Below are 23905 nucleotides of genomic sequence, written 5' to 3'. Positions count from 1 at the left end.
TCGCGGCTTATTTGGCCACCTGCACCTTCACCCGTGCGTTGGGCGACTCGCCAAACATCTCGGGCGCATACATGGCCTCGACGCGGCTCGGTGGCAGCGCAAAGTCGCCCGCGTTGTTCAGGCGCACGGTGTACTCCATCTTGACGGTGCCCTTGGGCAGGTACTCGTAGTAGCTGCGGAAGGACTCAAAACTGCGCTCCTCGAACGCAGGCCAGCCTGCGCCACTCTTCTTTTCGCCCTGCGTGGCGATCTCGGAGTCGCGGCCCAGGCCGCTGCCCAAAATGGTGGCGCCGCCGGGGATGGGGTCGGTGATGGCCACCCAGGTCATGTCGGCTGTGGCGTTGACCTCCAGCGTCACGCGCAGCACGTCGCCGCGTGTGTACTGGCCGGCGGGCAGCGACTTGTTGGCCTGCTCCACCGGGGTGATGGTCTTCTTGATCGCATAGCCCGCCGCGAACGGCGCCTTGAGATCGATGGCCGCCACCGACTGCAGCGTGAGCCACGGCTTGCCCGGGCCCTGGTGCGTGACGGCCAGCTGCTCCTTGCCGCCCGTCTTGCCTGCAGTACTAGACCATGGCAGGAACATGCCGTTGTTCTTCAGGTTGCCGGGCGATGCGGGCGCGCCAAACCAGGTGATCTGGTTGGGAGCGCCGGTGGCGTCCGATGCCTTCACGCGGTCCACCTTGCTCCAGTCCACGCTGGCGGTGTTGCCGCTCATGCTGGCCTTGGTGGTGCCCGACACGGGTGTGGCCTCGAACTTGGCGCTGAATTTTTCCAGCGCCAGGCCGCCCCACAGGTTGGCCGTGGTGGTGTGCCAGGCGCCCGCCTGCTGGCGGCTGATGAAGCCGTTGGCCAGGCGGCCCATGTCGTCCTTCCAGGCCGGGTCGTCCATCACGGCCAGCATCAGGCGGGCGGTGTTCACGTCGCCGTTCTGCATCAGCCACCACCAGTAGTCGTCCTGCTCGGTGCTGAAGATGAGTTTGGTGCCCTGGTACGACAGGCGGCCGCGCAGGATCTGCATCGCCTCGGCCAGGCGCTTGTCGCGCTCGGGCACATCGGCCACACGCCTCAATACATTCACCCAGTCGATCACCGTGTGGGTGGGCCACTGGTTGGGCGCGATGGTGATGCTGCTCACCATGCGGCCCTGGGCCTTGCCGTAGCGCGACAGCGCTTCGAGCGCGGCCACCTTGCGCATGTCCAGGTCCTTGCGCGGGCTCCAGAAGTTGCGCTGGATGCGGCCTTCCACAAACGCGATCAGGCCACGCTCCATGGGCGCGCGGGCCTCGTCGGGCAAGGCAAACGCGGGGTTGATGCTGGCGGCCTCGTGCGTGGCGGCCAGCACATAGGCCGTCAGGGTGTCGCTGCCCCGGTTGGCGTCGCCGTCGCGCGGCGGGAAGTAATTGGCCAAGCCATCGCTGTCGAGGTAGGTGGGTAACTGCGCCACCACGGTCTGCCACAGCGCGCCATCACGCAGGCCCACGGCCTTGCTGGTCTTTTGCTCCAGGCAGGCAAACGGGTAGCGCGCCCACCAGTCGCGCACGCCGGGCAGGCCTTCGGCCAGCTTGGGCTGCAGCGACATCTTGAGGCCGCCCCGGCCGGGCAATGCGTCGGCGGGTGGGTTCACATCGAGGTTGTAGCTACCGTCCACCTGCACCAGCGTGGCCTGCTGCACCGTGAGCGGCACCGCCTGCACGATGCGCTGGCGGGCCTTGAGGGCGTCGCGGGCGCCACTGACCTGGTCCTTGGCTTCGATCTCCCACAGGATGGCCTCGGCGCGCGTTTGCGCCAGTTGCGCGGGGGCGGTCACGTCCCAGGCCACCTCACGCGCCTCTCCGGCCGGGATGTCGATGGTCTGCGGCTTCAGGTCCAGCAACGTGGCGCGTGGTGCCACCTCCACCTTCATGGCGGCCTTGGTGGTGTTGCGCAGCGTGATCTGCGCGCGGAACTGGTCGTCCTCACGCACCAGCGGCGGCAGGCCGCTGATGATCTGCAGGTCCTGCGTGGCGCGGATGCTGGTGCTGCCGGTGCCAAACAGCCCGGTGGACGCATCGGCCACCGCCACGATCTTGAAGGTGGTCAGCGCATCGTTGAGCGGCACGGTGACCTTGGCCTGGCCGTTGGCGTCGAGCTTGAGTGCGGGCTCCCACAGCAGCAGGGTGTCCAGCAACTCGCGCGTGGGTGACTTGCCCCCACCACCGCCAGCGGGCACGGCCTTCTTGCCGTAGTGACGCCGGCCGATGATTTCCATCTGCGCGGTCGATGTCTCCACACCCCAGCTGCGGCGCTGCAGCATGGCTTCGAGCAGGTTCCAGCTGTTGTTGGGCATCAGCTCCAGCAGCGCCTGGTCCACGGCGGCCAGGGCCACTTCGGCGTTGGCGGCGGGCTTGCCGCCCGGCAGCGTGGCGGTGATGGTGACCTGGGCCTTGCCGCGCACGGCGTAGCTCTCCTTGTCAGCCTGCACCTTCACATCAATCTGGTGGGCCTGTGTGCCCACGCGGATTTCAGCCACACCCAGGCGGTAGGCGGGCTTGGACAGATCCACCAGCGCCGTGGGCGCCTGGTATTCCTTGCCTTCGTACCAGAACGAGGTCCACCACTCGCGCGGCGCCTTGAAGCCCCAGGTGAAGAAGCTGTACCACGGCACTTCGCGCAGGCGGCCCCGCAAGGCCAGCACGCTCACGTAGACATTGGGGCCCCAGTCGGGCTGCACCTTCAGGCTCACTGTGGGGTCCTGGCCGTTGAGCTGCACCACCTGCGTGTCGATGATGCCCTCACGTTCCACGGCCACCAGGGCCGTGGCAAAGCGGAACGGCATGCGCACCTGGAACTTGGCGGTCTCGCCGGGCTGGTAGCTCTTCTTCTCGGCCAGCAGGTCGATGCGGTCATGGTCTTCGCCGCCAAACCACAGCTCGCCCTGGCGCGTGACCCACACCGACGAAGCGGCCACGCTGGTGTTGCCGTCCTTGTCCGTGGCCGTGACCACCAGTTCCACCTCGCCCGCCTCGTCGAGCTTGGCCTCGCACAGCAGCAGGCCGCGCGGGTCGCTTTTGCCGGTGCACAGCGTGCCCAGGTCCTTGGTTTCGGTCTGGTTGTCGTAGCTGTAGAAACCGCCCACCATGCGCTTGCGCGTGGTGGTGGTGATGCGCGCCACGGCCTGCACCTGCAGCGAGGTGTCGGCCGCCGGCTTGCCGTTGTGCTGCAGCGCCAGCGCCTGGAAGCGAATCTTCTGGCGCGCAGACACCCAGCCTTCGGTCTTGATGCCCGCGACCACACCGGCGGGCCACAGCGTTTGCGTGCTGCGCAGGGTCTGCACCTCGCCATTGGGGTCGGCATAGGTGGCCTCCAGCAGCAGCTCCTGCGGCTGGCGCGCCTGGGGCACGTTGTCGATGGTGACCTTGCCCGCACCGTTCTTGTCCAGCGTGAGCGGCAGCTTGTCGGCAATCACGCGCGCGTCCTGGCTGGCGGAGGCTTCTTCGTCGTCGCTGTTGGCATTGCTCTGCTCGCGCTTGCGGGGCGGGCTGAAGCGGAAGGTGTCGTAGTCGCTGAACTCCAGGGACTTGCCGCGCACCAGGGCTGACACGCGCACCGGCAGGTTGGCTGCGCCACCACCGGCCACGTAGTTGATCTGCACGTCGGTGGGCACCGAGCGCACGCGCACCAGCGCCTTTTTATCGACCGGGGCAATGCGCCCCTCCAGCACAGGCAGCCGGAACTCCTCCACCCGGAACGAGCCGGACGCAATGTTGCCGTTCATCGTGCCATTGCCCGCAAACTCGACCTGGTACACGCCCAGCTTGGCTGCTGGCGGAATGGCAAAGGTGCTTTGCGCACTGAGCCCGCCCGTGGCCGTGCCGCGCCACACCAGGGGCTGGGTGAACTGCTGGCCGCTGCCCATGTGGGTGATGACCAGGGTGTCGGGACGCGACCCTGGCAGGGCAAAGCCCTGGCGCGTTTCGGCGCGCAGCAGGTGCTTCATGGACACGGTTTCGCCAGCGCGGAACAGCGTGCGGTCCAAGATGGTGTGGGCGCGCTCGTCCGGCGATGGAGACCGGCTGGTGGGCACATTGAAGCGCCAGGGCTCAATGCCGCGCTGCCAGTCGCTCCAAGTGAAGGCCATGTCTTCCACGCCATCCACCCCCTTTTGGCGGGCGCTCACAAAGTACGACTGGCCGGCCTCCTCCTCAGAATTGGAATTGCAGCCCGGCGGCTCGGGCGAGAGCCCTTCGATGCGGGCTATGCCCTGGGCATCGGTGGTGGCGTTGGCCAGTTCGTTGCCCCGGCAGTCCGACACGCGCACTGTGGCGCCCTGCACGGGCTGGCCCTTGTCCAGCGTGGTGACCCAGGCCATGGCGTTTTCGCGGCCGAGCTTGAAATGCACCCCCAGGTTGGTCACCAGCGCCGAGGTGCGCACATACATCGTACGGCCTTCGCCATGGCGGTCGTCCAGCAGCGAGGCGCCGAGCTTTTGCGACGCGATCTCCACCACATGGAAGCCGGGCGTGAGCGGAATGCCCACCACCTCGAACGGACGCGGGTCGTTGCTCGCGGGCTTGGGCAGGTCCAGCGTCTTGACGCCGCCCTTGCCCGCCAGCAGCGACAGCATGCGCGACTGCACGTACTCCTTGTCGTCATCCAGCACCTTGGGCAGGGGGCCGGTCACGTCTTGGCGCGCCTGCTTACGGTTCACCACATAGTTGTCGTAGCGCTGCACCTTGCGGAACCAGGCAATGATGTCCGCATCGGTGCGGGGCTTGAGCGTGCTCACCTTGCCCGCTGGCGCGCTGGCTGTGGCAGTGCCCGCCTGCAGGCCCTGCGCACGCAGGGCAGCCTCCACGTTGCGCAGCGTTACGGGCAGCAGCGCAGGCGGGTTGTCGGACGCGGGGCCTTCGGCAAAACGCTCCACGATGCCAAACGGCGCCGCCGCAAACTTGGCCAGCGGCGGCATGCCGCCGGTAGACACCTTGAGCGGGAAGTTGTCCGCATTGCGCAACGGGCGGCCCGAGGCGTCCTTGAAGTCCTTGGGTAGCTCGATAGTGAAGGCGGTGTTCTCGGCCAGGGGCGCATTGAACTGCAGGCTGTTGACCAGGGCATCGGCTTGGGCGCCTTCTGCGCCGCCGTCGATCTGGGGCTTGAGGGTTTCCTTGGCGGACTTGAGGCGAATGGCTGCGGCCAGCTTGCGCGGCACGGGCGCATTGAACGACAGCATCATCGGCCGGATGGGCAGGCAGGCCGCCTGGGCGTTTTCACGCTCGCAGTTGAACTCGGCCGAGAACGGCTCGCGCACCTTGAAGTCAAAGCGTTTTTCCACCGTGTTGGCGACTCCGCTGGGGGTGGCCACCCCCTTGCCGAACACGATCTGCATGCGCGAGCCCGAGGTGAACCGGCGGTTGCAGGCCAGCGTGGCAAAGGACAGGGGCTCGCGTGCTGCGTCTTTCTCCAGGCCCAGGCCCTTGAGGATTTCGGCGCGCTGCGCCCCCTCGATCAAACGCACGGGGATGCGCTCGCCCACGCCCTCGGCCGTGCACCACACGTTGCTCTGCACGCTGGCCGTGGTGGCAGGACCATTGAGGAACAGCACAAAGAACTGCTCTTCGTCGATCTGCTCGTAGGTGCTGGGGCGGAGGTTCTGCACAAATGGCCCGCCGCTATTGAACTGATAGCTCTTGGCGCCCGTCAGTTCTGCGCCAGCGGGCGATTTGAAGCCCGGCTTGACGCTGGCGGTGCAACGCACGCCTGGCGGCAGGTCGCGCTCGAAGTCAAACACCCACTCGCGCTCGCCGGTCCAACGGCCCGTGCCCTTGGTGACGCTGGCGTCGCTGCAGCTCAGGCTCAGCGGCGCGGGCGCCTTGGGGTCGCCAAAATTGACCGCAGCAGCGTCGAACTTGGCCACCGCCTGGCGCACGCGCGCCACCTCGCCCTGGGGCGAGAAGCTGGTGATCTGCAGGGCCTGGGCCCCCCAGGCCACCAGAGACAGGCTGGCGGCCAACATCCATTTTTTTGCGTTCACGCTATCCCCTCCGAAGGAACCGGCAAGCGTAACAAAGTGCCATGTCGCGCGGGTGTGTGTTGCAAGCACTTACGTATCGAGCGGGCCCGTGGGCATCTCCTGTGCATGACGACGTGCCGATGGGGCCATGTCCTACCCGCTGCCCTGGCTCTGCGCCCAAAGATGACGGCTTCGTTTTACCCCACGCACCCTCAGGAGCGCCCATGGCACGACCCCCTACCTCGCGCAGCGCGGCCCACAAATCGCCGTCTGCCCTGCCCTCTTCCACCCAGTCCGACAACTTTCGCGGCAATGCGGGCGAACTGCAGCAACAGGCTGGCGGCAAGCACCCGGTACTGACCACGCAGCAGGGCATTCCGGTCGCCGACAACCAGAACTCGCTGCGCGCAGGGCCGCGCGGCCCGGCGCTGCTGGAAGACTTCATCCTGCGCGAGAAGATCACTCACTTTGACCATGAACGCATTCCCGAGCGCATCGTGCACGCCCGGGGCACGGCGGCCCATGGCTTTTTTGAACTCACGCACTCGCTCAAAAAGTACACCACCGCCAAGGTGCTGACCGAGATAGGGGTGCAGACCCCTGTGTTCACCCGCTTTTCCACCGTGGCCGGTGGCGCGGGCTCGGTGGACACACCGCGCGACGTGCGCGGCTTTGCCGTCAAGTTCTACACGCCCGAAGGCAACTGGGACCTGGTGGGCAACAACATCCCCGTGTTCTTCATTCAGGACGCAATGAAATTCCCGGACCTGGTACACGCGGTGAAGATGGAGCCCGACCGGGGCTTTCCGCAGGCTGCCAGCGCGCACGACACCTTCTGGGACTTTGTCTCGCTGATGCCCGAAAGCATGCACATGATCATGTGGGCCATGAGCGACCGCACCATCCCGCGCAGCCTGCGCATGATGGAAGGCTTTGGCGTGCACAGTTTCCGCCTGCTGAATGCAGCGGGCGAGAGCACGTTTGTGAAGTTCCACTGGCGGCCCAAGCTGGGCATCCAGTCCACCGTGTGGGACGAGGCGGTCAAGCTGCAATCGGCCGACAACGACTACCACCGGCGCGACCTGTTCGAAGCCATCGAGGCGGGCGACTTTCCCGAGTGGGAGCTGTCGGTGCAGCTGTTCACTGAACAGGATGCCGAACGCTTCCCGTTTGACCATCTCGACCCCACCAAGCTCATCCCCGAAGAACTGGTGCCCCTGCAGCCCATCGGCCGCATGGTACTCAACCGCTGGCCCGACAACTTTTTCGCCGAGACCGAGCAGGTGGCGTTCTGCCCCGCCAACGTGCCGCCTGGCATCGACTTCAGCAACGACCCCCTGCTGCAGGGCCGCCTGTTCTCGTACCTGGACACGCAGCTGTCCCGCCTGGGCGGGCCCAACTTTGCGCAGATCCCCATTAATGCCCCCAAGTGCCCGTTCCACAACATGCAGCGCGACGGCCACATGCAGATGCAGGTGCCCAAGGGCCGCGTCAACTACGAACCCAGCAGCCTGCAGGGTGACACGCCCCGCGCCTCGCTGGCGCAAGGCTTTCGGCACTTCGCGCAGGCCGACGATGGCGTGAAGGGCCGCGTGCGGGCCGAGAGCTTTGCCGACCACTACAGCCAGGCGCGCATGTTCTACCGCAGCCAGAGCCCGCTGGAGCAGGCCCACATGGCCTCGGCGCTGGTGTTCGAGCTGTCCAAGGTCGGCACACCCCATGTGCGCGAAGCCGTGGTGGGCCATCTGCTGCATGTGGACGCAGACCTGGCCCAGCGCGTGGCCGACGGCCTGGGGCTGCCAGCACTGCCCCCTGCCCCGGCCACCACCGAGCCGGTGCAGGACCTGCCCCTGTCGCCCGCACTGCGCATCATCGACCGAATGAAGCAAACGCTGCAGGGCCGCTCCATCGGCATTCTGGTGGCCGACGGCTCCAACGGCGCATCGGTGGCCAACCTGCGCAAGGCGCTGGAGAAAGTCGGCGCCACCGTGAAGATCGTGGCCCCCAAGGTGGGCGGTGCCGTGCTGAAAGACGGCACGCTGCTGCCCGCCGATGGCCAGCTGGCGGGCACACCATCGGTGGTGTTTGACGCCGTGGCCTCCATCCTGTCGCCCGACATGGGCGCACAGCTGGCCAAGGAGGCGGCGGCCGTCGACTGGTTCCGCGACGCGTTCGGCCACCTCAAGGCCATTGCCGCCTGCAAGGGCACGCGGGCCATCCTGCAGGCCGGTGGCATCGAGCCCGATGCAGGCGTGGTGGACCCGGCCGACGCCCAGGGCTTCATCGCCGCCGCCCAGACCCGCCAGTGGGAGCGTGAACCCAAAGTGCGCACCCTGGCCTGAAGCCCCACCTTTTCGTTCACCCCACCACCCCAAGGAGCCCCCATGCCCAAAAGCCACTACGACAGCCATCAACTCGACGATCTCGTCCTGCAGATGATGGAGACCGAACTCGGCGGCGAACAGGTGTACCGCACCGCCCTCACCTGCGCCATCAACCCCGACCTGAAGAAGGAATGGCAAGGTTATCTGGAAGAAACACTGGCGCACCAGAACGTGGTGCGCGGCATCTGCGATGCGCTGGGCCTGGACCCTGATACGCAGTCGCCCACGCGGGCCGTGGTCAAGCACATTGGCACTTCCTTGGTGCAGGCGATGCAGCTGGCCAAAAAGTCTGGCAGCCCCGACGCCGCACAGCTGGTGGCCTGCGAATGTGTGGTGCACGCGGAGACCAAGGACCACGCCAACTGGGAACTGCTGGGCCAGGTCGCCAAGGTGGCCACGGGCGATGTGGGCCACACCCTCAAGGTAGCGCACAAGGCCGTGGAAAAAGACGAGGACCACCACCTGTACCACACCAAAGGCTGGTGCCGCGAGCTGGCCATTCAGGCCCTGGGCATGCCCGCCGTGCTGCCCCCGCCCGAGGAGGTCAAGAACGTGGAGACCGCCATTGGCGCATCGCGCGCCGAGCAACAGCGCACGGCCATGCTGTGACCGGGTTCCGGGGCTGCACGACGACAGGCCCCGTGGCAGCAAACGCCCCTAAAAATATAGCTGCAAGCGCTTTATGTACTAGCGCCTGCAGCTATTTTTGCTTGAATTTCCATGCAAAACATGCTTCTCAGGCCAAGGGCGGCGGGGTCTCCTGCGGCAACTCTGCAGCGCCGGGGGCTTCGGCCAATGTGGCCAGCCCTTTGCCGCTGCGCTTGCTGGTGTACAGCGCCCGGTCCGCCCGGTCCATGAGCGCGGGCATGGATTCCACAGCAGGGCCCTGGAACAAGGCGACCCCAACGCTTGCGCCGGTCAGCACGTGTTGGCCACTGTCAAGTCCGATGGGCGCCACCAGCGCTGCCAGCACCTTGTGGGCCAGTTCCATGGCGGCCTCCGGGGACGCCACAGCGTTCAGCACCAGTGCAAATTCGTCGCCGCCCAGGCGGGCGGCGGTGTCATTGGCACGGGCCAGCCCGGCCAGACGCTGCGCCACACGCACCAGCACCTGATCGCCACTGCCGTGCCCCAGACTGTCATTGACCGCCTTGAAACCATCCAGGTCCACCAGCAGCAATGCGCCCGCACGGTGGTCACGGTAGGCCGTCAGCACCGCCTGCGACAAGCGGTCTTCAAACAGGCGCCGGTTGGGCAGCCCCGTCAGGCGGTCGTGGCTGGCCAGGGCCAGCACCTGCTGGTGGGCGCGCACCAGCCGTGCGCTCAACAGCCCCAGCACCAGCGCAAACGCATAGGCCAGCATCACCACCAGCACGGGTGCGCGGCCTGCCGCTCCCCAGCCGCCGGTAGGGACCGCGCCCAGAATCCAGCTGCCGCCACCCGGCAAAGGCACATCGAGCGTGGCGGGCTCCTCGTCGAACAACTGGGGGCGGCCGATGAACACCGCGCCCTGCGCGCCCATCGCGTCCAGGCCACGTGCCGCCACCTGAAAGCCCATCTGATCAGAGTTCAGGCCCACATCGGCGAACAGGGTGTCGGCATTGACGGTGAGCGACACGATGCCCCAGTAACGGGGCCCGCCCACCGGTGCGCGCCCCGGCGGATGCGCCAGAAACACCGGCGTGCGGCTGATGATGCCCAGCCCCCCTTGCACCAGAGGAATGGGGCCCGCAACGACCGTGCGGCGGGTCTGGATGGCGCGCTCCACCGCGCCACGCTGCTGCGGGTTGTCCAGGTACCGCAGGCCAATCGCTCGCTCATTGCCCACGCGCGGGTACACATCGCTGATGACGTTGTCGGGCGCCAGAGCCAGGTTGCGGATATTGCGCTGGTGCTCCAGCAGGCGGCCCACCACGGTGGCAAAGATGTCGGGCGACATGCTGCCTTGTGCGGCAATGAAGGCGGACACCGTTTCGGGCACCGACAGCGTGCTCTGCAATTGCCTGTCCAGGCGGTCGCGGATCTGCAGCAGGTGGCTTTGCGCCTGCGCAGCAATCTCGGTCCGCGCCTTGGTGTGTGAGATATCGATGGCCACCCAGGCCAGCGAGGCGGCCAGCATGCTGCTGCACACACCCACCGCGAGGGGCAGGTACCGGTGATGGATCCAGTTCGAAGGAAGGCGGCTGGTGGGCATGAAGAAGGTCCGGGATGGGTGCCGGATGGTGCCATGGTCTGTGCAGACCGGCCAGCACCGACTGCGCTGGGGCTGGCCGCTGGGATGGCATCCAGGTCGGTCAGTGCAAGGGCCTCACGTAGGCCCCTCAGGGGACGCACCGCCCGCGCTGCGAATCCGGGCGGCGGTCAGGTGTATGACCCGCCGCCCGCTCGACGGCCCTTACTGCGCCACAAACCCGCTGGTCTTGATGATGCGCGTCCAGGCCTCGGTGTAGGCCTTCTCGCGCGTGGCCAGTTGCTGGGGCGACATGTAGCCCACCGTCAGGCCCATGGCGGTGAGGTGCTCGCGCACATCGGGCTGGGCCACCACCTTGGCCAGCGCGTTCGAGAAGTCGGTGATGAACTTTTGCGGCGTGCCGGTGGGTGCGTAGATGCCGTAGTACGGCAGGTCTTCAAAGCCCTTGAGACCCATCTCGTCGAACGTGGGCACATCGGGCATGGAGGCCTGGCGCTTGGTGCCCAGCACGCCCACCACGCGCACCTTGCCGGCCTTGTGGTTTTCCATGAAGTCCTGCACCGAGGCCACGCCCGCGCTGATCTGGTTACCCAGCATGTCAGCCATCATGGGGGCGCTGCCCCGGTACGGTGCCGAGACCAGGTCCAGCTGGTACTTTTGCCCCACCAGCTTGACCAGAAACTCTGGAGTGGAAGCTGGCGCAGGAATACCCACCGCGCCCTTGCTGCCACCGGCCGTCTTGACCCACTGCACGTACTCGGAGAACGACTTGGCCGGCGTACCGCCCGACACGGCAAACGCATTCACAAACGTGGCAAAACCGCCCACCGCCACAAAGTCGCGCGCGGGTTCGTAGCCGGGGTTCTTCACCACCTGGGGCAGGATGGAGATGGTGTGGTCGTGCGTGAGGAACAGCGTGGTGCCGTCGGGCGCCGAGGCCTTGAGTGCCTGCGCGGCAATCTGGCCGCCCGCGCCGGGGCGGTTTTCGACCACCACGGGCTGGCCCAGCTCATCCTTGAGCTTCTCGGACAGCGTGCGCGCAATGGCGTCCGTACCGCCGCCGGGCGGAAAACCCACAAGCAGGCGGATGGGCTTGGCCTGCTGGGCGGACGCCAGGCCCACGGCCAACGCGGCCCCCACAAAGGCACCCGTGCGCACAAGGCGGGACAGCAGGCTGCGGCGAGAAGTTGTCATGAAAAAGCTCCAGGGTAAAGGGTCAACAGGCGGTGCAAAGATCAGGCCAGGCGGGCGCGGTGGCGCGCCAGCTGGGCACGCACCTGCGCCGGGGCCGTGCCGCCCAGCGTGTTGCGGGCGTTGAGCGAGCCGCGCAGGCTCAGGCACTCGTACACATCCTTCTCGATGGCGGGGTGAAAGCCCTGCAGCACGGTCAGGGGCAGCTCTGACAGGTCACACGCATGGGTGGTGGCCGCCTTCACGGCGTGGGCCACCGTCTCGTGCGCATCGCGGAAGGGCAGGCCCTTCTTGACCAGGTAGTCGGCCAGGTCGGTGGCCGTGGCATAGCCCTTGAGTGCGGCCTGCTCCATGGCCTGGGCGTTGACGGTGATGCCGCCCTCTTTCTTGCCCGTGGCGGGGTTCAACTGGCCGCCGACCATCTCGGCGAAGATACGCAGCGTGTCCTTGAGCGTGTCCACGGTGTCGAACAGCGGTTCTTTGTCTTCCTGGTTGTCTTTGTTGTAGGCCAGGGGCTGGCCCTTCATCAGCGTGATCAGGCCCATCAGGTGGCCGACCACGCGGCCGGTCTTGCCGCGCGCCAGTTCCGGCACGTCGGGGTTCTTCTTCTGCGGCATGATCGACGAGCCGGTGGTGAAACGGTCGGCAATCTTGATGAAGCCGAAGTTCTGGCTCATCCAGATGATGAGTTCTTCGGACAGGCGGCTCACGTGCACCATGCACAGGCTGGCGGCGGCGGTGAATTCGATGGCGAAGTCGCGGTCGCTCACGGCGTCCAGGCTGTTCTGGCACACCACGGGGGACCCGTTCGCATCCACCATGCCCAGCGTCTTGGCCACGCGCTCGCGGTCCAGCGGGTAGGTGGTGCCGGCCAGGGCAGCTGCCCCAAGGGGCAGCACGTTGGTGCGACGGCGCACGTCGGCCATGCGCTCGGCGTCGCGCTTGAACATCTCCACGTAGGCCAGCATGTGGTGGCCAAAGCTCACCGGCTGCGCTACCTGCAGGTGGGTGAAGCCGGGCAGGATCACCTCGACGTTCTGCTCGGCCACATCGACCAGCGACACCTGCAGCTCTTTGAGCAGGTCGCCGATCAGATCGATCTCGCCGCGCAGCCACAGGCGCACGTCGGTGGCCACCTGGTCGTTGCGGCTGCGGCCGGTGTGCAGGCGCTTGCCAGCGTCGCCCACCAGCTGCGTCAGGCGGGCTTCGATGTTCAGGTGCACGTCTTCCAGGTCCAGCTTCCACTCGAAGGCGCCGGACTCGATTTCCGACGTGATCTGGGCCATGCCGCGCTGGATGGAGGCGTGGTCTTCGGCACTGATGATGCCCTGTGCGGCCAGCATCTCGGCGTGCGCCAGGCTGCCTGCAATGTCGGCCTGCCACAGGCGCTTGTCGAAGAAAACGCTGGAGGTGTAGCGCTTGACCAGGTCGCTCATGGGCTCGGAAAACAGCGCCGACCAGGCCTGGGCCTTGGTGTCGAGCTGGTTGTGGGACGGCGCAGAGTCGGCGCTGGTGGCTTGGGCTTTGGACATAAGGAGGGCAATAATCCGGTGGTTCAGACACCCGGACTGTCCGGATGCCGCAATGCAAAACACCCAAATTTTATCGACCCAGCCCCCGCCGCCGGATTCCGCCCTGCCAGACAGGCCTGCGCGCAGCGTGCGGGCCGCTGCGGGCGCCGGGCCGGGCGGGCAGCCGCCACGTGGGCGGGCCCTGGTGTTCGATGCCTGCCAGGTCGGTGTGGTGCTGCGGGCCGTGCTGTTTGTGGAGGTGGTGGTGGGCGTGGGTGCCATGTATGGCGCCGGCAGCCCCGTCGAATGGCTGGCCAGCCTGGCGCTGCTGACCGGCGGCGCGCTGCCAGCCACGCTGGTGTGGCTGATCACGGCCTGCAGCCTCAAGACGGTGCTGCAGCGCCTGTCCACCGCGCAGCAATATGCCGCCGGGGTGCTGCTGGGGGCCGTGGCCGGTGCCTATGCCTGCGCCATGCTGGCGCTGGTGGGCCTGTCGGCATCGCCGCCCTGGCTGGCCAGCGCAGCGACAGGCGCGTTGCTGGCGGCCATGCTGGTGGCTGCGCTGGTGCTGCGCGCCCGGGGCCGCACCCCGGCCGCCACCACGGCGCGCCTGACCGAGCTGCAGTCGCGCATCCGCCCGCATTTTTTGTTCAACACACTCAACAGCGCCATTGCGCTGGTGCGTGAGGAGCCGGCCAAGGCCGAGTCGCTGCTCGAAGACCTGTCGGACCTGTTCCGCGTGGCCCTTATCGAGCAAGGCGAATCCACCACGCTGGCCGAGGAGATCACCCTGGCGCGGCGCTACCTGGGCATTGAGCAGGTGCGTTTTGGCAACCGCCTGCAGGTGCAGTGGAACCTGGACCCGCGCACCGACAGCGCGCGCCTGCCCCCGCTGCTGCTGCAGCCGCTGGTGGAAAACGCCGTCAAGCACGGCGTGGAGCCCAGCGCCCGGGGCGGCAAGCTGCGCGTGCTGACCGAGCTGCGCGGCAACCGCGTGGTGGTGCGCATCACCAACACCCTGCCCCCCAAGGAGGGCAAACCCGGCAGGCACGACGAGCCCAGCACACGGGGGCACGGCATCGCACTGGCCAACGTGCGCGCGCGGCTGGCCTTGCTGCACGACGTGCAGGGCGAGTTCACCGCCGGTGTGCAGGACGGGCTGTACCAGGTACGCATCACCCTGCCCGCTGCCGACCCCACGTCCCAGCCCACCTCCCGCCAGCGCAAGGCCCCACGCGGGCGTGGCGACCCACGCGGCAGTTCCCGCCGTGGTGTGGTCGCGCCCACCGAACCTACCCCCTCCAAACCCCATGAACATCCTGATCGTTGACGACGAAGCCCTGGCGCGCAGCCGCTTGCGCACCCTGCTGTCCGACTGCTCGGACATCCAGCGCTGCACGGTGGCCGAGGCCTCCAACGCCGCCGAGACCATGGCGCTGCTGGGCCCCACCGGGGGGCGTGCGTATGACCTGGTGCTGCTGGACATCCACATGCCGGGGCAGGACGGCCTGGCGCTGGCGCATGCGCTGCAGGCCCTGCCCCAGCCGCCGGCTGTGGTGTTTGTGACAGCCCATGCGGACCACGCCGTGAGCGCGTTCGAGCTGGACGCCGTGGACTACCTCACCAAACCCGTGCGCCGCGAGCGGCTGCAGCAGGCCCTGGCCAAGGTGCAACGCACCAGCCGCCCCGCAGGGCCCAGCGCCGTGCCCAGCCTGCCCGAGGGCGAAACCTTGCTGATCCAGGACCGGGGCCGCACCGAACGCCTGCCCCTGGCCGAGGTGCTGTACTTCAAGGCCGAGCAGAAGTACGTGACCGTGCGCACCACCACGCGCAGCTACATCATGGACGGCTCGCTGAGCGAGCTGGAAGCCAAGTTTGCACCGCGCTTCCTGCGCATCCACCGCAATGCGCTGGTGGCGCGCCGCGCCGTGCGCGCGCTGGAAAAGCACTACGACCCTGAGGAGGGCGAAGGCTGGGCGGTGCGGCTGCAGGGATCGACCGAGCTGCTGGCGGTGTCGCGGCGGCAGGTGGCGGCCGTGCGCGAGGAGCTGGCGCGCTAGCAGCAGGGCTGCGCAGGCCTTTGAGGGCCTTGGAACACCCCTACAGATATTTTTTGAGCCATTTTTGCCGCCAGCGCTAGTTCCATATGTCTGAGCAGCTATCAATGAGATAGCAAGTCTCCTGTGACTGCAGGCGGTGCGGCCACCAGCCACCCCAGCGCCTCTACGCCCACAGGCGGCTGTGCCAGCCAGGGCAGCACGTAGGTACGCTGCGCCAGGCCGCTGGCGATGCGCGCGGCCTGCTGTTGCTCGCCCACCAGCCGGGCCTGCAGCAAGGGGTCGCTGGTGCCGGTGGCTGCCACACTTTTGTTGATGACCCAGGCCCATGGCTCGATGCGGGCGCGGCGCAGGTCGTCCTGCAGCGCAGCGGCCTGGCTCACGGGCGTGACCTCGGGCAGCGTGACGATGACCACATGGGTCATGTCCGCGTCCTGCAGGCGCATCAAGGGCGTGATGATGTGCTTGGAATTCGCGCTTCCTTCGTACTGCTGCGTCATCTGCCGGTGGTAGGCGCCGGTGGCGTCCATCAGCAGCAGGCTGTGGCCGGTGGGCGCCGTGTCCAGCACCACAAAGGCGCTGCGGGCCTCGTTCACCACGCGGCTGAAGGCGTGGAACACGGCCACTTCCTCCGTGCAGGGCGACTGCAGGTCTTCCAGCAGCAGGGCGCGGCCCGCGTCGTCCAGCACCTTGCCGCGCGTGGCCATGATCTTGTCGATGTAAGCCTGGGTTTCGGCGCGCGGGTCGATGCGCCCCACCCTCAGCCCCGGCAGGCTGCCGTCGAGCTGGCTTTGCACATGGGCCGCCGGGTCGGTGGTGGTGAGGTGCACGCTGTGCCCACGCTGCACCAGGCCCACAGCCAGCGCCGCGGCGATGGTGGTCTTGCCCACACCGCCCTTGCCCATCACCATGATGAGGCCGTGGCCCTTGGCGGCCAGTGCGTCGGCCAGGGCTGCGAGCGGCTCCGCCTGCAACGGCACACCCGCTGCGGCAGCGGGCGCGCGCAACGTCACATCGCCGCCACCCAGCAAGGCCCGCAGCGCAGGCAGGCCCACGGTGTCAAAGGCGCGCAGCGGCACCTCGTCGCGCGGCAAATGCGCCAGCGCATCGGGCATCTGGTCCATGGCTTCCCGGCCCAGAACCTCGATGGCGTCGGCCACCGCGTCCTGCCCCGGCTGGCTGGCATGGAACACGCCGTTGATGACCAGGCGCTGGTTGGCCAGGCCCAGGGCGCGCAGCTCCAGCGCGGTGCGCGCGGCCTCTTGCATGGGTCGGGGGTCGGGGCGGGTGACCAGCACCACGGTGGTCAGGGCCGCGTCGCTCAGCGCGGCCAGGGCAGCGTTGAAACGCGCCTCCTGCATCTTGAGGCCCGAGTGCGGCCCCAGGCACGAGGCGCCCCGGTCATTGCCCGCCAGGAATCCGGTCCAGGCCTTGGGCAGGCTCAGCAGGCGCAGCGTGTGGCCGGTGGGGGCCGTGTCGAACACCACATGGTCGAACACATGGCCGGTGTCATTGCCCTCGCTGGCCAGCAGCGCGGCAAATTCGTCAAATGCAGCGATCTCGGTGGTGCAGGCGCCCGAGAGTTGCTCGCGCACTGTCGCGCGCTCATCGCTGCTGGCGGTGGCCTCCAGCTGCGCCAGCACGCGCTGGCGGTAGGCCTCGGCGGCGGTATCGGGGTCGATGTTGAGCATGTGCAGCCCCGGCACCCCGGGCACGGCCACCGGCTGGTTGGACAGCGGCACGCCCAGCATTTCATCGAGGTTGGAGGCCGCATCGGTGCTGACCAGCAGCACCTGGCGGCCCGCATCCGCCAGGGCAATGGCCGCAGCCGTGGACAGCGAGGTCTTGCCCACCCCGCCCTTGCCCGTGAAGAAAAGGAAACGCGTGGGCTGGGCGAGCAGCCCCAGGGAGATCGGGGTGGCGTGTGGGGCAGTCATGGGCCCAGCATGGCAGAACCGTTCGGCACGGCCTTGAGCCAGGTCAAGTGCGTCAGTGCGCGTGCGCCGCCCCGCTCACCAGCGTGACCACGGCCATGCCGGCAATCAGCCAGGCAATCTGCAACACGGTTTCGCGCGCGGTCAGGCGTTTTTGCAGCTGGGGGATCAGGTCGGCCAGCGCCACGTACACAAAACTGCTCGACGCCACGGCCAGGAAGTACGGCAAAAAGTCTTGCAACTGCCCCACCAGGAAGTAGCCCACCACCCCGCCCAGCGCCGTCACGGCCCCCGCCAGCGACACCTTCACCAGCGCCATGCGGCGGTTGGGGCTGGTCTGGCGCAGCACCACCAGGTCGCCCATGTGGTGCGGCACCTCGTGCGCCAACACTGACACGGCGGCAATCACGCCCAGGCGGATGTCGGCCATGAAGGCCGAGGCGATCAGGATGCCGTCGCCAAAACAATGCACGCTGTCGCCCGTGAGCACCGCCCAGCCTCCCGAGCGCGGGCCGTGGTGGTGGTGCGCGTGGCCGTGGTCATGGCCGGTTTCATGGCCATGGTCATGGTCATGGTGGGCATGGTGAGCATGGCTATGGGCAGCGGTCTCTGCGTGGCTGTGCTCATGCCCGTGGTGCCACAGTTCGGCCTTGTCCAACAAAAAGAAGAACACCACACCCACCAGCAGGGTGGCAAACAGGTCGTGGGCGCCCGCCTGGCTCTCGAACGCCTCGGGCAACAGGTGCATGAAGGCCGTGGCCAACAAGGCACCCGCGGCCAGGCTGAGCAGGTGCTGCGGCCCCACGCTGTCGCTCCGCCCACCCAGGCCCAGCCGCATAAGCAAGGCGGCCAGCCACACGCTGCCGATACCAGCGGCCAGTGTGGCCAGAATGATTGCTACCAAAGTCATAGCTTATTGCGCTTTATCTTTAAGCCTTGGCTCATTTTTTATTCAGAATCTGCACGCCCGATGCAAGATGAAAAAAGCCGCCCCGGGTGTGGGGCGGCTGCGGGTGGCCTGGTGGGCCGGGGGTTTGTGCATCAAACCACACCGTGCGTCTTGAACCAGGCCAGCGCACGCTTCCAGCCGTCTTCGGCCGCTTCCTTGCGGTAGCTGGCGCGGTAGTCGGCATGGAAGGCATGCGGTGCATCGGGGTACACCACAAATTCCGACGCCTTGGCCTGTGGCGAGCCACTGGACAAGGCCGCTTTCATCTTATCAACCGTGTCAAGGGGGATGCCGGTGTCTTTTTCGCCATACAGGCCCAGCACCGGCGCCTTGAGGATGGGCGCCAGGTCCACAGGGTGCTTGGGGGTGAGCTCGCTCGCCTGCCCCACCAGCCGCCCGTACCATGCCACGCCGGCCTTGACGGGGCCGTGTGCGGCATACAGCCAGGTGATGCGGCCACCCCAGCAAAAGCCGGTGATCCCCACCCGGGCGCCATCGCCCCCGTTGGCTGCGGCCCATGCCACTGCGCCGTCCAGGTCGGCCATCACCTGGGCGTCGGGCACCTTGGACACCACTTCAGCCATCAGCTTGGCAATGTCGGTATAGGTGGCGGCATCGCCCTGGCGCGCGTACAGCTGTGGAGCAATGGCCAGGTAACCCGCCTTGGCAAAGCGGCGGCAGGTGTCGGCGATGTATTCGTGCACGCCAAAAATTTCCTGGATCACCAGCACCACGGGCAGGCCGGTCTTGCCAGCCGGTGCTGCGCGATAGGCCGGCACCTTGAAGCCATTGACCGTGAAGCTCACTTCCCCCACCGTCAGACCGTCTGCCGGCGTGGCAATGGCCGTCTGCGCCATGATGGGCGCGGCCGCCGCCGCATAGCCCAGGCCCAGCGCCGCCTGCAGCGCAGTGCGGCGCGTGGCGCCCGCTTCGGTGGTGCGGCCCGGCAACAGCGCCTGGGCGTCGGCATGGAGGTCGTCATTGAACATCGGTTTTCTCCAAAAAAAGGGGGGATGGGCCACGGGGTGGAAACTGCCAGCCCCGGAGTCTATGGGGTTTGCACCGCCTCCGCATTTTCGGATACCGAAAAACGGGGAGCACTGCTAGACTTTCCGCGAGCACCGTCGCCGTGGGCATGCGCCACCAACCCGCTACCGCGCAAACGCCTGCACGCCCGCCCACATTTGCTTTTTTCTTTTTTTCATCCACCCGCCCACCTCCCGCAGACCACCCGCACCGGCCCGAGCGCATGCCCCCTCATCCCACACCACTCCCCCTGCGCGGACAGCTGCTGGTCCGACTGGTGGTCGGGATTTGCGGCGCGGGGGGCTTGGGGTTGCTGACCTGGGCGCTGGCCCGCCAAAGCATGGACCCGGCCATGCGACTGGCCAGCGCGGGTGCCGGGCTGGCGCTGGTGGCCAGTGCGGTGCTGTGCTGGTGGCTGAGCCTCAGGTTGCTGGCGATGCATGCCACCGCCAGGGCCGCCCAGGATGCGGCGCAGCGGGCCACCAACCAGCTGTGCGCCACGCTGGACATCCTGCCCGACGGGCTGGCCATCTACGACGCTGACGACCGCTTGGTGCTGTGCAATCCCCGGTACCGGGAAGTCGGCCCCGGCACCACCATGGCCGTCGATTACGGCACCCGCTTTGAAGACGTGCTGCGCCGCGCTGCCGAATCCGGCCACATCGTGGCTGCGCGGCAGGACACCAATGCCTGGCTGGCCGACCGCATGGCCCGCCATCGCTCGCCCAGTCAGCCCGAGGTGCAGGAGGTCGAGGGCGACCGCTGGATGCTCATCACCGAGCGACTGCAAGAGGGGGGCGGCATGGTGGTGCTGCGCGCCGACATCACGGACGCAGTGCACAAGGAACGCGCCCTCAAGCAGGCCCTGCACGACGCCGAACGTGCCGAACGCAGCCTGCGCGAGGCCGTCAATGCCATGCCCGCCGGGCTGGACATCTATGACGAGCAAGACCGGCTGGTGCTGTGCAATGACCAGATGGCGCGCCTGCGTCCGCACCTGCCCGTGGCTGAGTCCCTGGGCAAGACGTATGAGGAACTGCTGCGCGAGGGCCTGCGCTACGGCATCCCCGAGGAGGCCAAGGACCAGGAAGAGCTCTGGCTGGCGCATGAGCTGGCCATCCGGGGCCATCGGCCCGGCCCCGAAGTGCGCCACTACCCCAACGGCACGTGGATGCACATGCACGAATGCCGCACCCCGTCCGGCATGACGGTGTGCGTGCGCCTGGACATCAGCGACCTGATCGAACAGCGCCAGAAGGTCGAGACCGCCCGACAGGAAAGCCAGCGCATGCGCCAGCTGCTGGAGCGCGCGGTGGAGGCCCTGCCCGTGGGCATCGAGATCTTCGACGAGCAGGACCGGCTGGTGCTCTACAACCAGCAGCTGTCCCGCATGTATCCGTACATCAACTATGCGGACCACCTGGGCAAGGGTTTTGTGGACATCCTGCGTTATTCGGTCTCGCGCGGCCTGATCCCTTCGGCCAAGGGGCGCGAGGAGGCATGGATCGCAGAGCGCCTGTCAGAGCACGGCAGCAGCACATCCACCCTGGTGCAGCGTCTGAGCGATGGCCGCTGGATCAACATCTACGAAACCCGCACCCCCGAGAACTACGTCGTGGCCGTACGGCTGGACATCACCAATCTCATCGAACAACGCCAGGCCCTGGAGGCCGCGCAGCAGGCCGCGCAGCAGGCGCGCCAGCTGCTGCAGGACGCGGTGGAGTCACTGCCAGAAGGCTTTGCCCTGTTCGATGCAGAAGACAAGCTGGTGGTGTGCAACGCACAGTACCGGCGCCTGTACCCCATCTCGGCCCCCATGATCGTGCCCGGCAGCACGTTTGAACAGATCGCCCGCTACGGCGCCGAGCGCGGCCAGTACCCCGACGCCATTGGCAACGAAGAGGCCTGGCTCGCCCAGCGCATGGCCGACCACCGCGCAGCCAACCATGCCGTGCTGCAGCGCCTGCCCGAGGGCCGCTGGCTGCAGGCCGACGAGCGGCGCACCCCCCAGGGCGGCATCGCCGGTGTGCGCACCGACGTGACCCAACTGGTGCGCAAGGAGCAGGAACTGGCCGCCGCCAACGCCAAGCTGGCCCTTCTGTCCACCACCGACGGTGTGACGGGCATTGGCAACCGCCGGCGCTTTGACGACCGGCTGGCCACCGAATGGATGCGCTGCGGACGGCACCAGCTGCCGCTGGCCGTGATCCTGATCGACATCGACCACTTCAAGCTCTACAACGACCACTACGGCCATCTGGCAGGTGACGAATGCCTGCGCCGCGTGGCGCAGCTGCTGCAGGGCACCATCCGCCGGGCCGACGAAGTGGCCGCACGCTACGGCGGCGAGGAGTTTGTGCTGCTGCTGCCCGACGTGCCCCTGCCCGAGGCCGTGACGGTGGCAGAGCGCTGCATGGCCAGCCTGCGCGAGGCGGCCCTGGCCCACCCCCGCTCCCCCACGGCGCCCTACATCACGGCGAGCATGGGCATTGCCAGCCTGGTGCCACGCCCCGGCACCAGTTCTGACACACTCGTGCACGCGGCCGACGCAGCCCTGTACCGCGCCAAGTACGGGGGGCGCAACCGCTTCGAGGTCTTCACGCCTCCGCAGTGACCGTGTTGCCTGCGGGGGTAGCAACGGCCTGAGCAGGTCCGCGCCGGGCCCTCGGTTTCTTGCACGCTTCACCTTCTTCGCAGGACAACGCTGATGAACATTTTGCTCACCGGCTCCACGGGTTTTGTGGGCCGCACCGTGGCTGCCGCACTCACCCGGGCAGGACACCAGGTGCACGGCGGCATATCGCCCCGCCACCGGTCACCCGGCGCCTTGCAGGTACCCATGGACTTTGCGCGGGACACCTCGGCCCAGGCCTGGCTGCCGCGCCTGGCGGGCATCGATGCCGTGGTCAATGCCGTGGGGGTGCTGCGCGACAGCCGTGCGCGCCCGATTGATGCCGTGCACCAGCACACGCCCGTCGCGCTGTTTAACGCTTGCGCCCAGGCGGGCGTGCGGCGCGTGGTGCATATCTCGGCCTTGGGCATTGAAGGCAGCGCCACCCGCTACGCCACCACCAAACGCGCGGCAGACACGCACCTGCTGGCGCTGGCCCAACAAGGTGCATTGCACCCCGCCATCCTGCGCCCCAGTGTGGTGTTTGGCAAAGGCGGTGACAGCAGCGCGCTGTTCATGAACCTGGCGCGCCTGCCGGTGGCACTGTTCCCCGGCCCCATGCTCACGGCGCGGGTGCAGCCCGTGTCGGTGCACGACCTGGCCGCCGCCATCGTTGCCCTGCTGGGCCCTGCCATCGCCACTCAGGGCATCGTCGAATGCGCAGGCCCCGAGGCCCTGACCATGGGCGACTTCATTGCGAGCCTGCGCCAGCAACTGGGCCATGGCAAGGCGCATGTGATGCGTCTGCCCGACCCGCTCACCCAGTTGAGTGCCCGCCTGGGCGACGCCGTGCCCAGCGTGCCCTGGTGCACCGAAACCCTGACCATGCTGGGCAGCGACAACGTGGGCGACCCCGCAGTGTTCGAACAGCTGCTGGGCCGCAAGGCAGTGCACTACAGCCAGCTGGTGGCGACTGCCTGGCGGTGACGCGCACAGCCTGGGCCCTCGTCACTGGGGCACATAGTCCGACGGATACCGCAGCGAATCCACCAGCAGGTGCGACATGCGCATGCCCAGGTTGATGCCGTGGGGCGGAATGGGCTGGGTGAACCACTTGTCGTACAGGCGGTGCAGCTCCCGCGTCTGGATGAGCCGCCGCAGCTCGGCGTCGACCACGGCCTTGAGTGCCGGGTCGCTGCGGTCAAACGCCACCGCATAGGGCTCGATGGTCATGGGCTTGCCGATCACCTTCAGGTCTTGTGGACGCGCATGGCTGGCACGCAGGCCATAGAGCAGCACATCGTCCATCGCGAAGCCGTCCACCTTGCCACCCACCACCCAGCCGAAGCCCTCGGCATGGTCCCGGGCGGGCTCGATGCGCAGGCGCACCGATTTGTTGGCGGCCTCGCGCGCCAGCGACTCGATGTTGGTGGTGCCCACCGTCGAGGCCACGGTCTTACCGTCCAGGTCTTCGATGCGCTCGTAGGGGCGCTGGCTCTGCACCACGATGCGCGACGACGCAATGAAGTGCGCAATGGTGAAAGCCACCCGCTGCCTGCGCGCGGCCGTGTTGGTGGTGGAGCCGCATTCCAGGTCCACCTCGCCGCGCTCGATGGCCTCAAAGCGGTTGCCCGACGTGACCTGCCGGTAGTCCACCCGCAAATCCCGCCGCTGCAGATGGCGCCCGATGGCCTGCGCAATCTGCAGGCACACATCCACGCTGTAGCCCATGGGCACCCCATTGGCCACGTAAGACATGGGCAAAGAGGACTCGCGGTGGCCGATGACCACCACCCCCGAGGCCTGGATCCGCTGCAGCGTACGGCCCGGCGGCTGCGCCGAGAGCGCAGCGACGGTGGCAGACGCGCCTGCCTTGGGCAGCAACGATGGGCTGGCTGCCGCAACACTGCTCTGCGCCATGGCGCCCGCCATGGGCCCCATGGCACAGGCGATCAGCGCACACACCAGTCCCCGCCTCGGTAGGGTTGCTCCAAAGCCCATGGCTTACCTCTCCTCAATCTGGATGACTGCCACCGTCGAAGTGGCCGTTGCCCTTTGCATC

14 protein-coding genes are annotated in these 23905 nt (G+C 67.5%); 6 read left to right on the top strand and 8 right to left on the bottom strand.

What is annotated here, in order from left to right:
• Positions 1-7: 7 nt before the first annotated feature.
• Positions 8-5992, bottom strand: coding sequence for an MG2 domain-containing protein (locus C8C95_RS16285; protein ID WP_116749252.1), 5985 nt, complete (start codon positions 5990-5992; stop codon positions 8-10).
• Positions 5993-6213: 221 nt separating this feature from the next.
• Between C8C95_RS16285 and C8C95_RS16280 the strand changes: the two genes are divergently transcribed.
• Together C8C95_RS16280 and C8C95_RS16275 are read left to right on the top strand one after the other, a co-directional pair.
• Positions 6214-8331, top strand: coding sequence for a catalase (locus C8C95_RS16280; protein ID WP_116749251.1), 2118 nt, complete (start codon positions 6214-6216; stop codon positions 8329-8331).
• A 42-nt stretch (positions 8332-8373) separates the two neighbouring features.
• The gene (locus tag C8C95_RS16275; RefSeq protein ID WP_056061194.1) at positions 8374-8982 is read left to right on the top strand and encodes a hypothetical protein; all 609 of its coding nucleotides are present in this window, start codon (positions 8374-8376) and stop codon (positions 8980-8982) included.
• Positions 8983-9109: 127 nt separating this feature from the next.
• Here C8C95_RS16275 and C8C95_RS16270 read toward each other — a convergent pair whose 3' ends face one another.
• The 3 genes from C8C95_RS16270 to argH form a co-directional block, all read right to left on the bottom strand.
• Positions 9110-10567: a diguanylate cyclase gene (locus C8C95_RS16270; RefSeq protein ID WP_116749250.1), complete on the bottom strand. Its 1458-nt coding sequence runs from the start codon at positions 10565-10567 to the stop codon at positions 9110-9112.
• Positions 10568-10768: 201 nt separating this feature from the next.
• Complete coding sequence (locus C8C95_RS16265) at positions 10769-11758, bottom strand: Bug family tripartite tricarboxylate transporter substrate binding protein (protein ID WP_116749249.1); 990 nt, start codon at positions 11756-11758, stop codon at positions 10769-10771.
• 41 nt (positions 11759-11799) lie between these two features.
• Positions 11800-13287 carry an argininosuccinate lyase gene (gene argH, locus C8C95_RS16260; protein ID WP_116749248.1) on the bottom strand — a complete coding sequence of 496 codons (1488 nt, stop codon included), beginning with the start codon at positions 13285-13287 and terminating at the stop codon, positions 11800-11802.
• Positions 13288-13339: 52 nt separating this feature from the next.
• Between argH and C8C95_RS16255 the strand changes: the two genes are divergently transcribed.
• Positions 13340-14596 (top strand): histidine kinase, encoded by a 1257-nt coding sequence (locus C8C95_RS16255; protein ID WP_116749247.1) that lies wholly within the window; start codon positions 13340-13342, stop codon positions 14594-14596.
• The gene (locus C8C95_RS16250) at positions 14577-15326 is read left to right on the top strand and encodes a LytTR family DNA-binding domain-containing protein (protein ID WP_116749246.1); all 750 of its coding nucleotides are present in this window, start codon (positions 14577-14579) and stop codon (positions 15324-15326) included. Before C8C95_RS16255 ends, C8C95_RS16250 begins: the two co-directional genes overlap by 20 nt.
• A 101-nt stretch (positions 15327-15427) precedes the next feature.
• Here the strand turns inward: C8C95_RS16250 and arsA are convergent, their stop codons facing one another.
• From arsA to C8C95_RS16235, 3 genes are all read right to left on the bottom strand, one after another.
• Complete coding sequence (arsA, locus tag C8C95_RS16245; RefSeq protein WP_116749245.1) at positions 15428-17260, bottom strand: arsenical pump-driving ATPase; 1833 nt, start codon at positions 17258-17260, stop codon at positions 15428-15430.
• A 52-nt stretch (positions 17261-17312) separates the two neighbouring features.
• On the bottom strand, positions 17313-18167 hold the full coding sequence (locus tag C8C95_RS16240) for a ZIP family metal transporter (protein ID WP_116749244.1): 855 nt from the start codon (positions 18165-18167) through the stop codon (positions 17313-17315).
• A gap of 131 nt (positions 18168-18298) precedes the next feature.
• Positions 18299-19195: a dienelactone hydrolase family protein gene (locus C8C95_RS16235; protein ID WP_116749243.1), complete on the bottom strand. Its 897-nt coding sequence runs from the start codon at positions 19193-19195 to the stop codon at positions 18299-18301.
• 260 nt (positions 19196-19455) lie between these two features.
• On the opposite strand from C8C95_RS16235, the gene C8C95_RS16230 reads away from it, so the two are divergent.
• Positions 19456-21846, top strand: coding sequence for a GGDEF domain-containing protein (locus C8C95_RS16230; protein ID WP_116750321.1), 2391 nt, complete (start codon positions 19456-19458; stop codon positions 21844-21846).
• A gap of 93 nt (positions 21847-21939) precedes the next feature.
• Positions 21940-22830, top strand: coding sequence for an NAD-dependent epimerase/dehydratase family protein (locus C8C95_RS16225; protein ID WP_116749242.1), 891 nt, complete (start codon positions 21940-21942; stop codon positions 22828-22830).
• Between the two features lie 21 nt (positions 22831-22851).
• On the opposite strand, the gene C8C95_RS16220 is transcribed toward C8C95_RS16225, so the two are convergent.
• Positions 22852-23844, bottom strand: a complete 993-nt coding sequence (locus C8C95_RS16220) for an amino acid ABC transporter substrate-binding protein (protein WP_116749241.1) — start codon at positions 23842-23844, stop codon at positions 22852-22854.
• Positions 23845-23905 lie beyond the last annotated feature (61 nt).

This window comes from Acidovorax sp. 99 (assembly GCF_003096455.1).
Classification (GTDB): domain Bacteria; phylum Pseudomonadota; class Gammaproteobacteria; order Burkholderiales; family Burkholderiaceae_C; genus Acidovorax; species Acidovorax delafieldii.
Note: the sequence above shows the minus strand (reverse complement) of the source record. Positions and strands in the feature narration are given on the sequence as shown.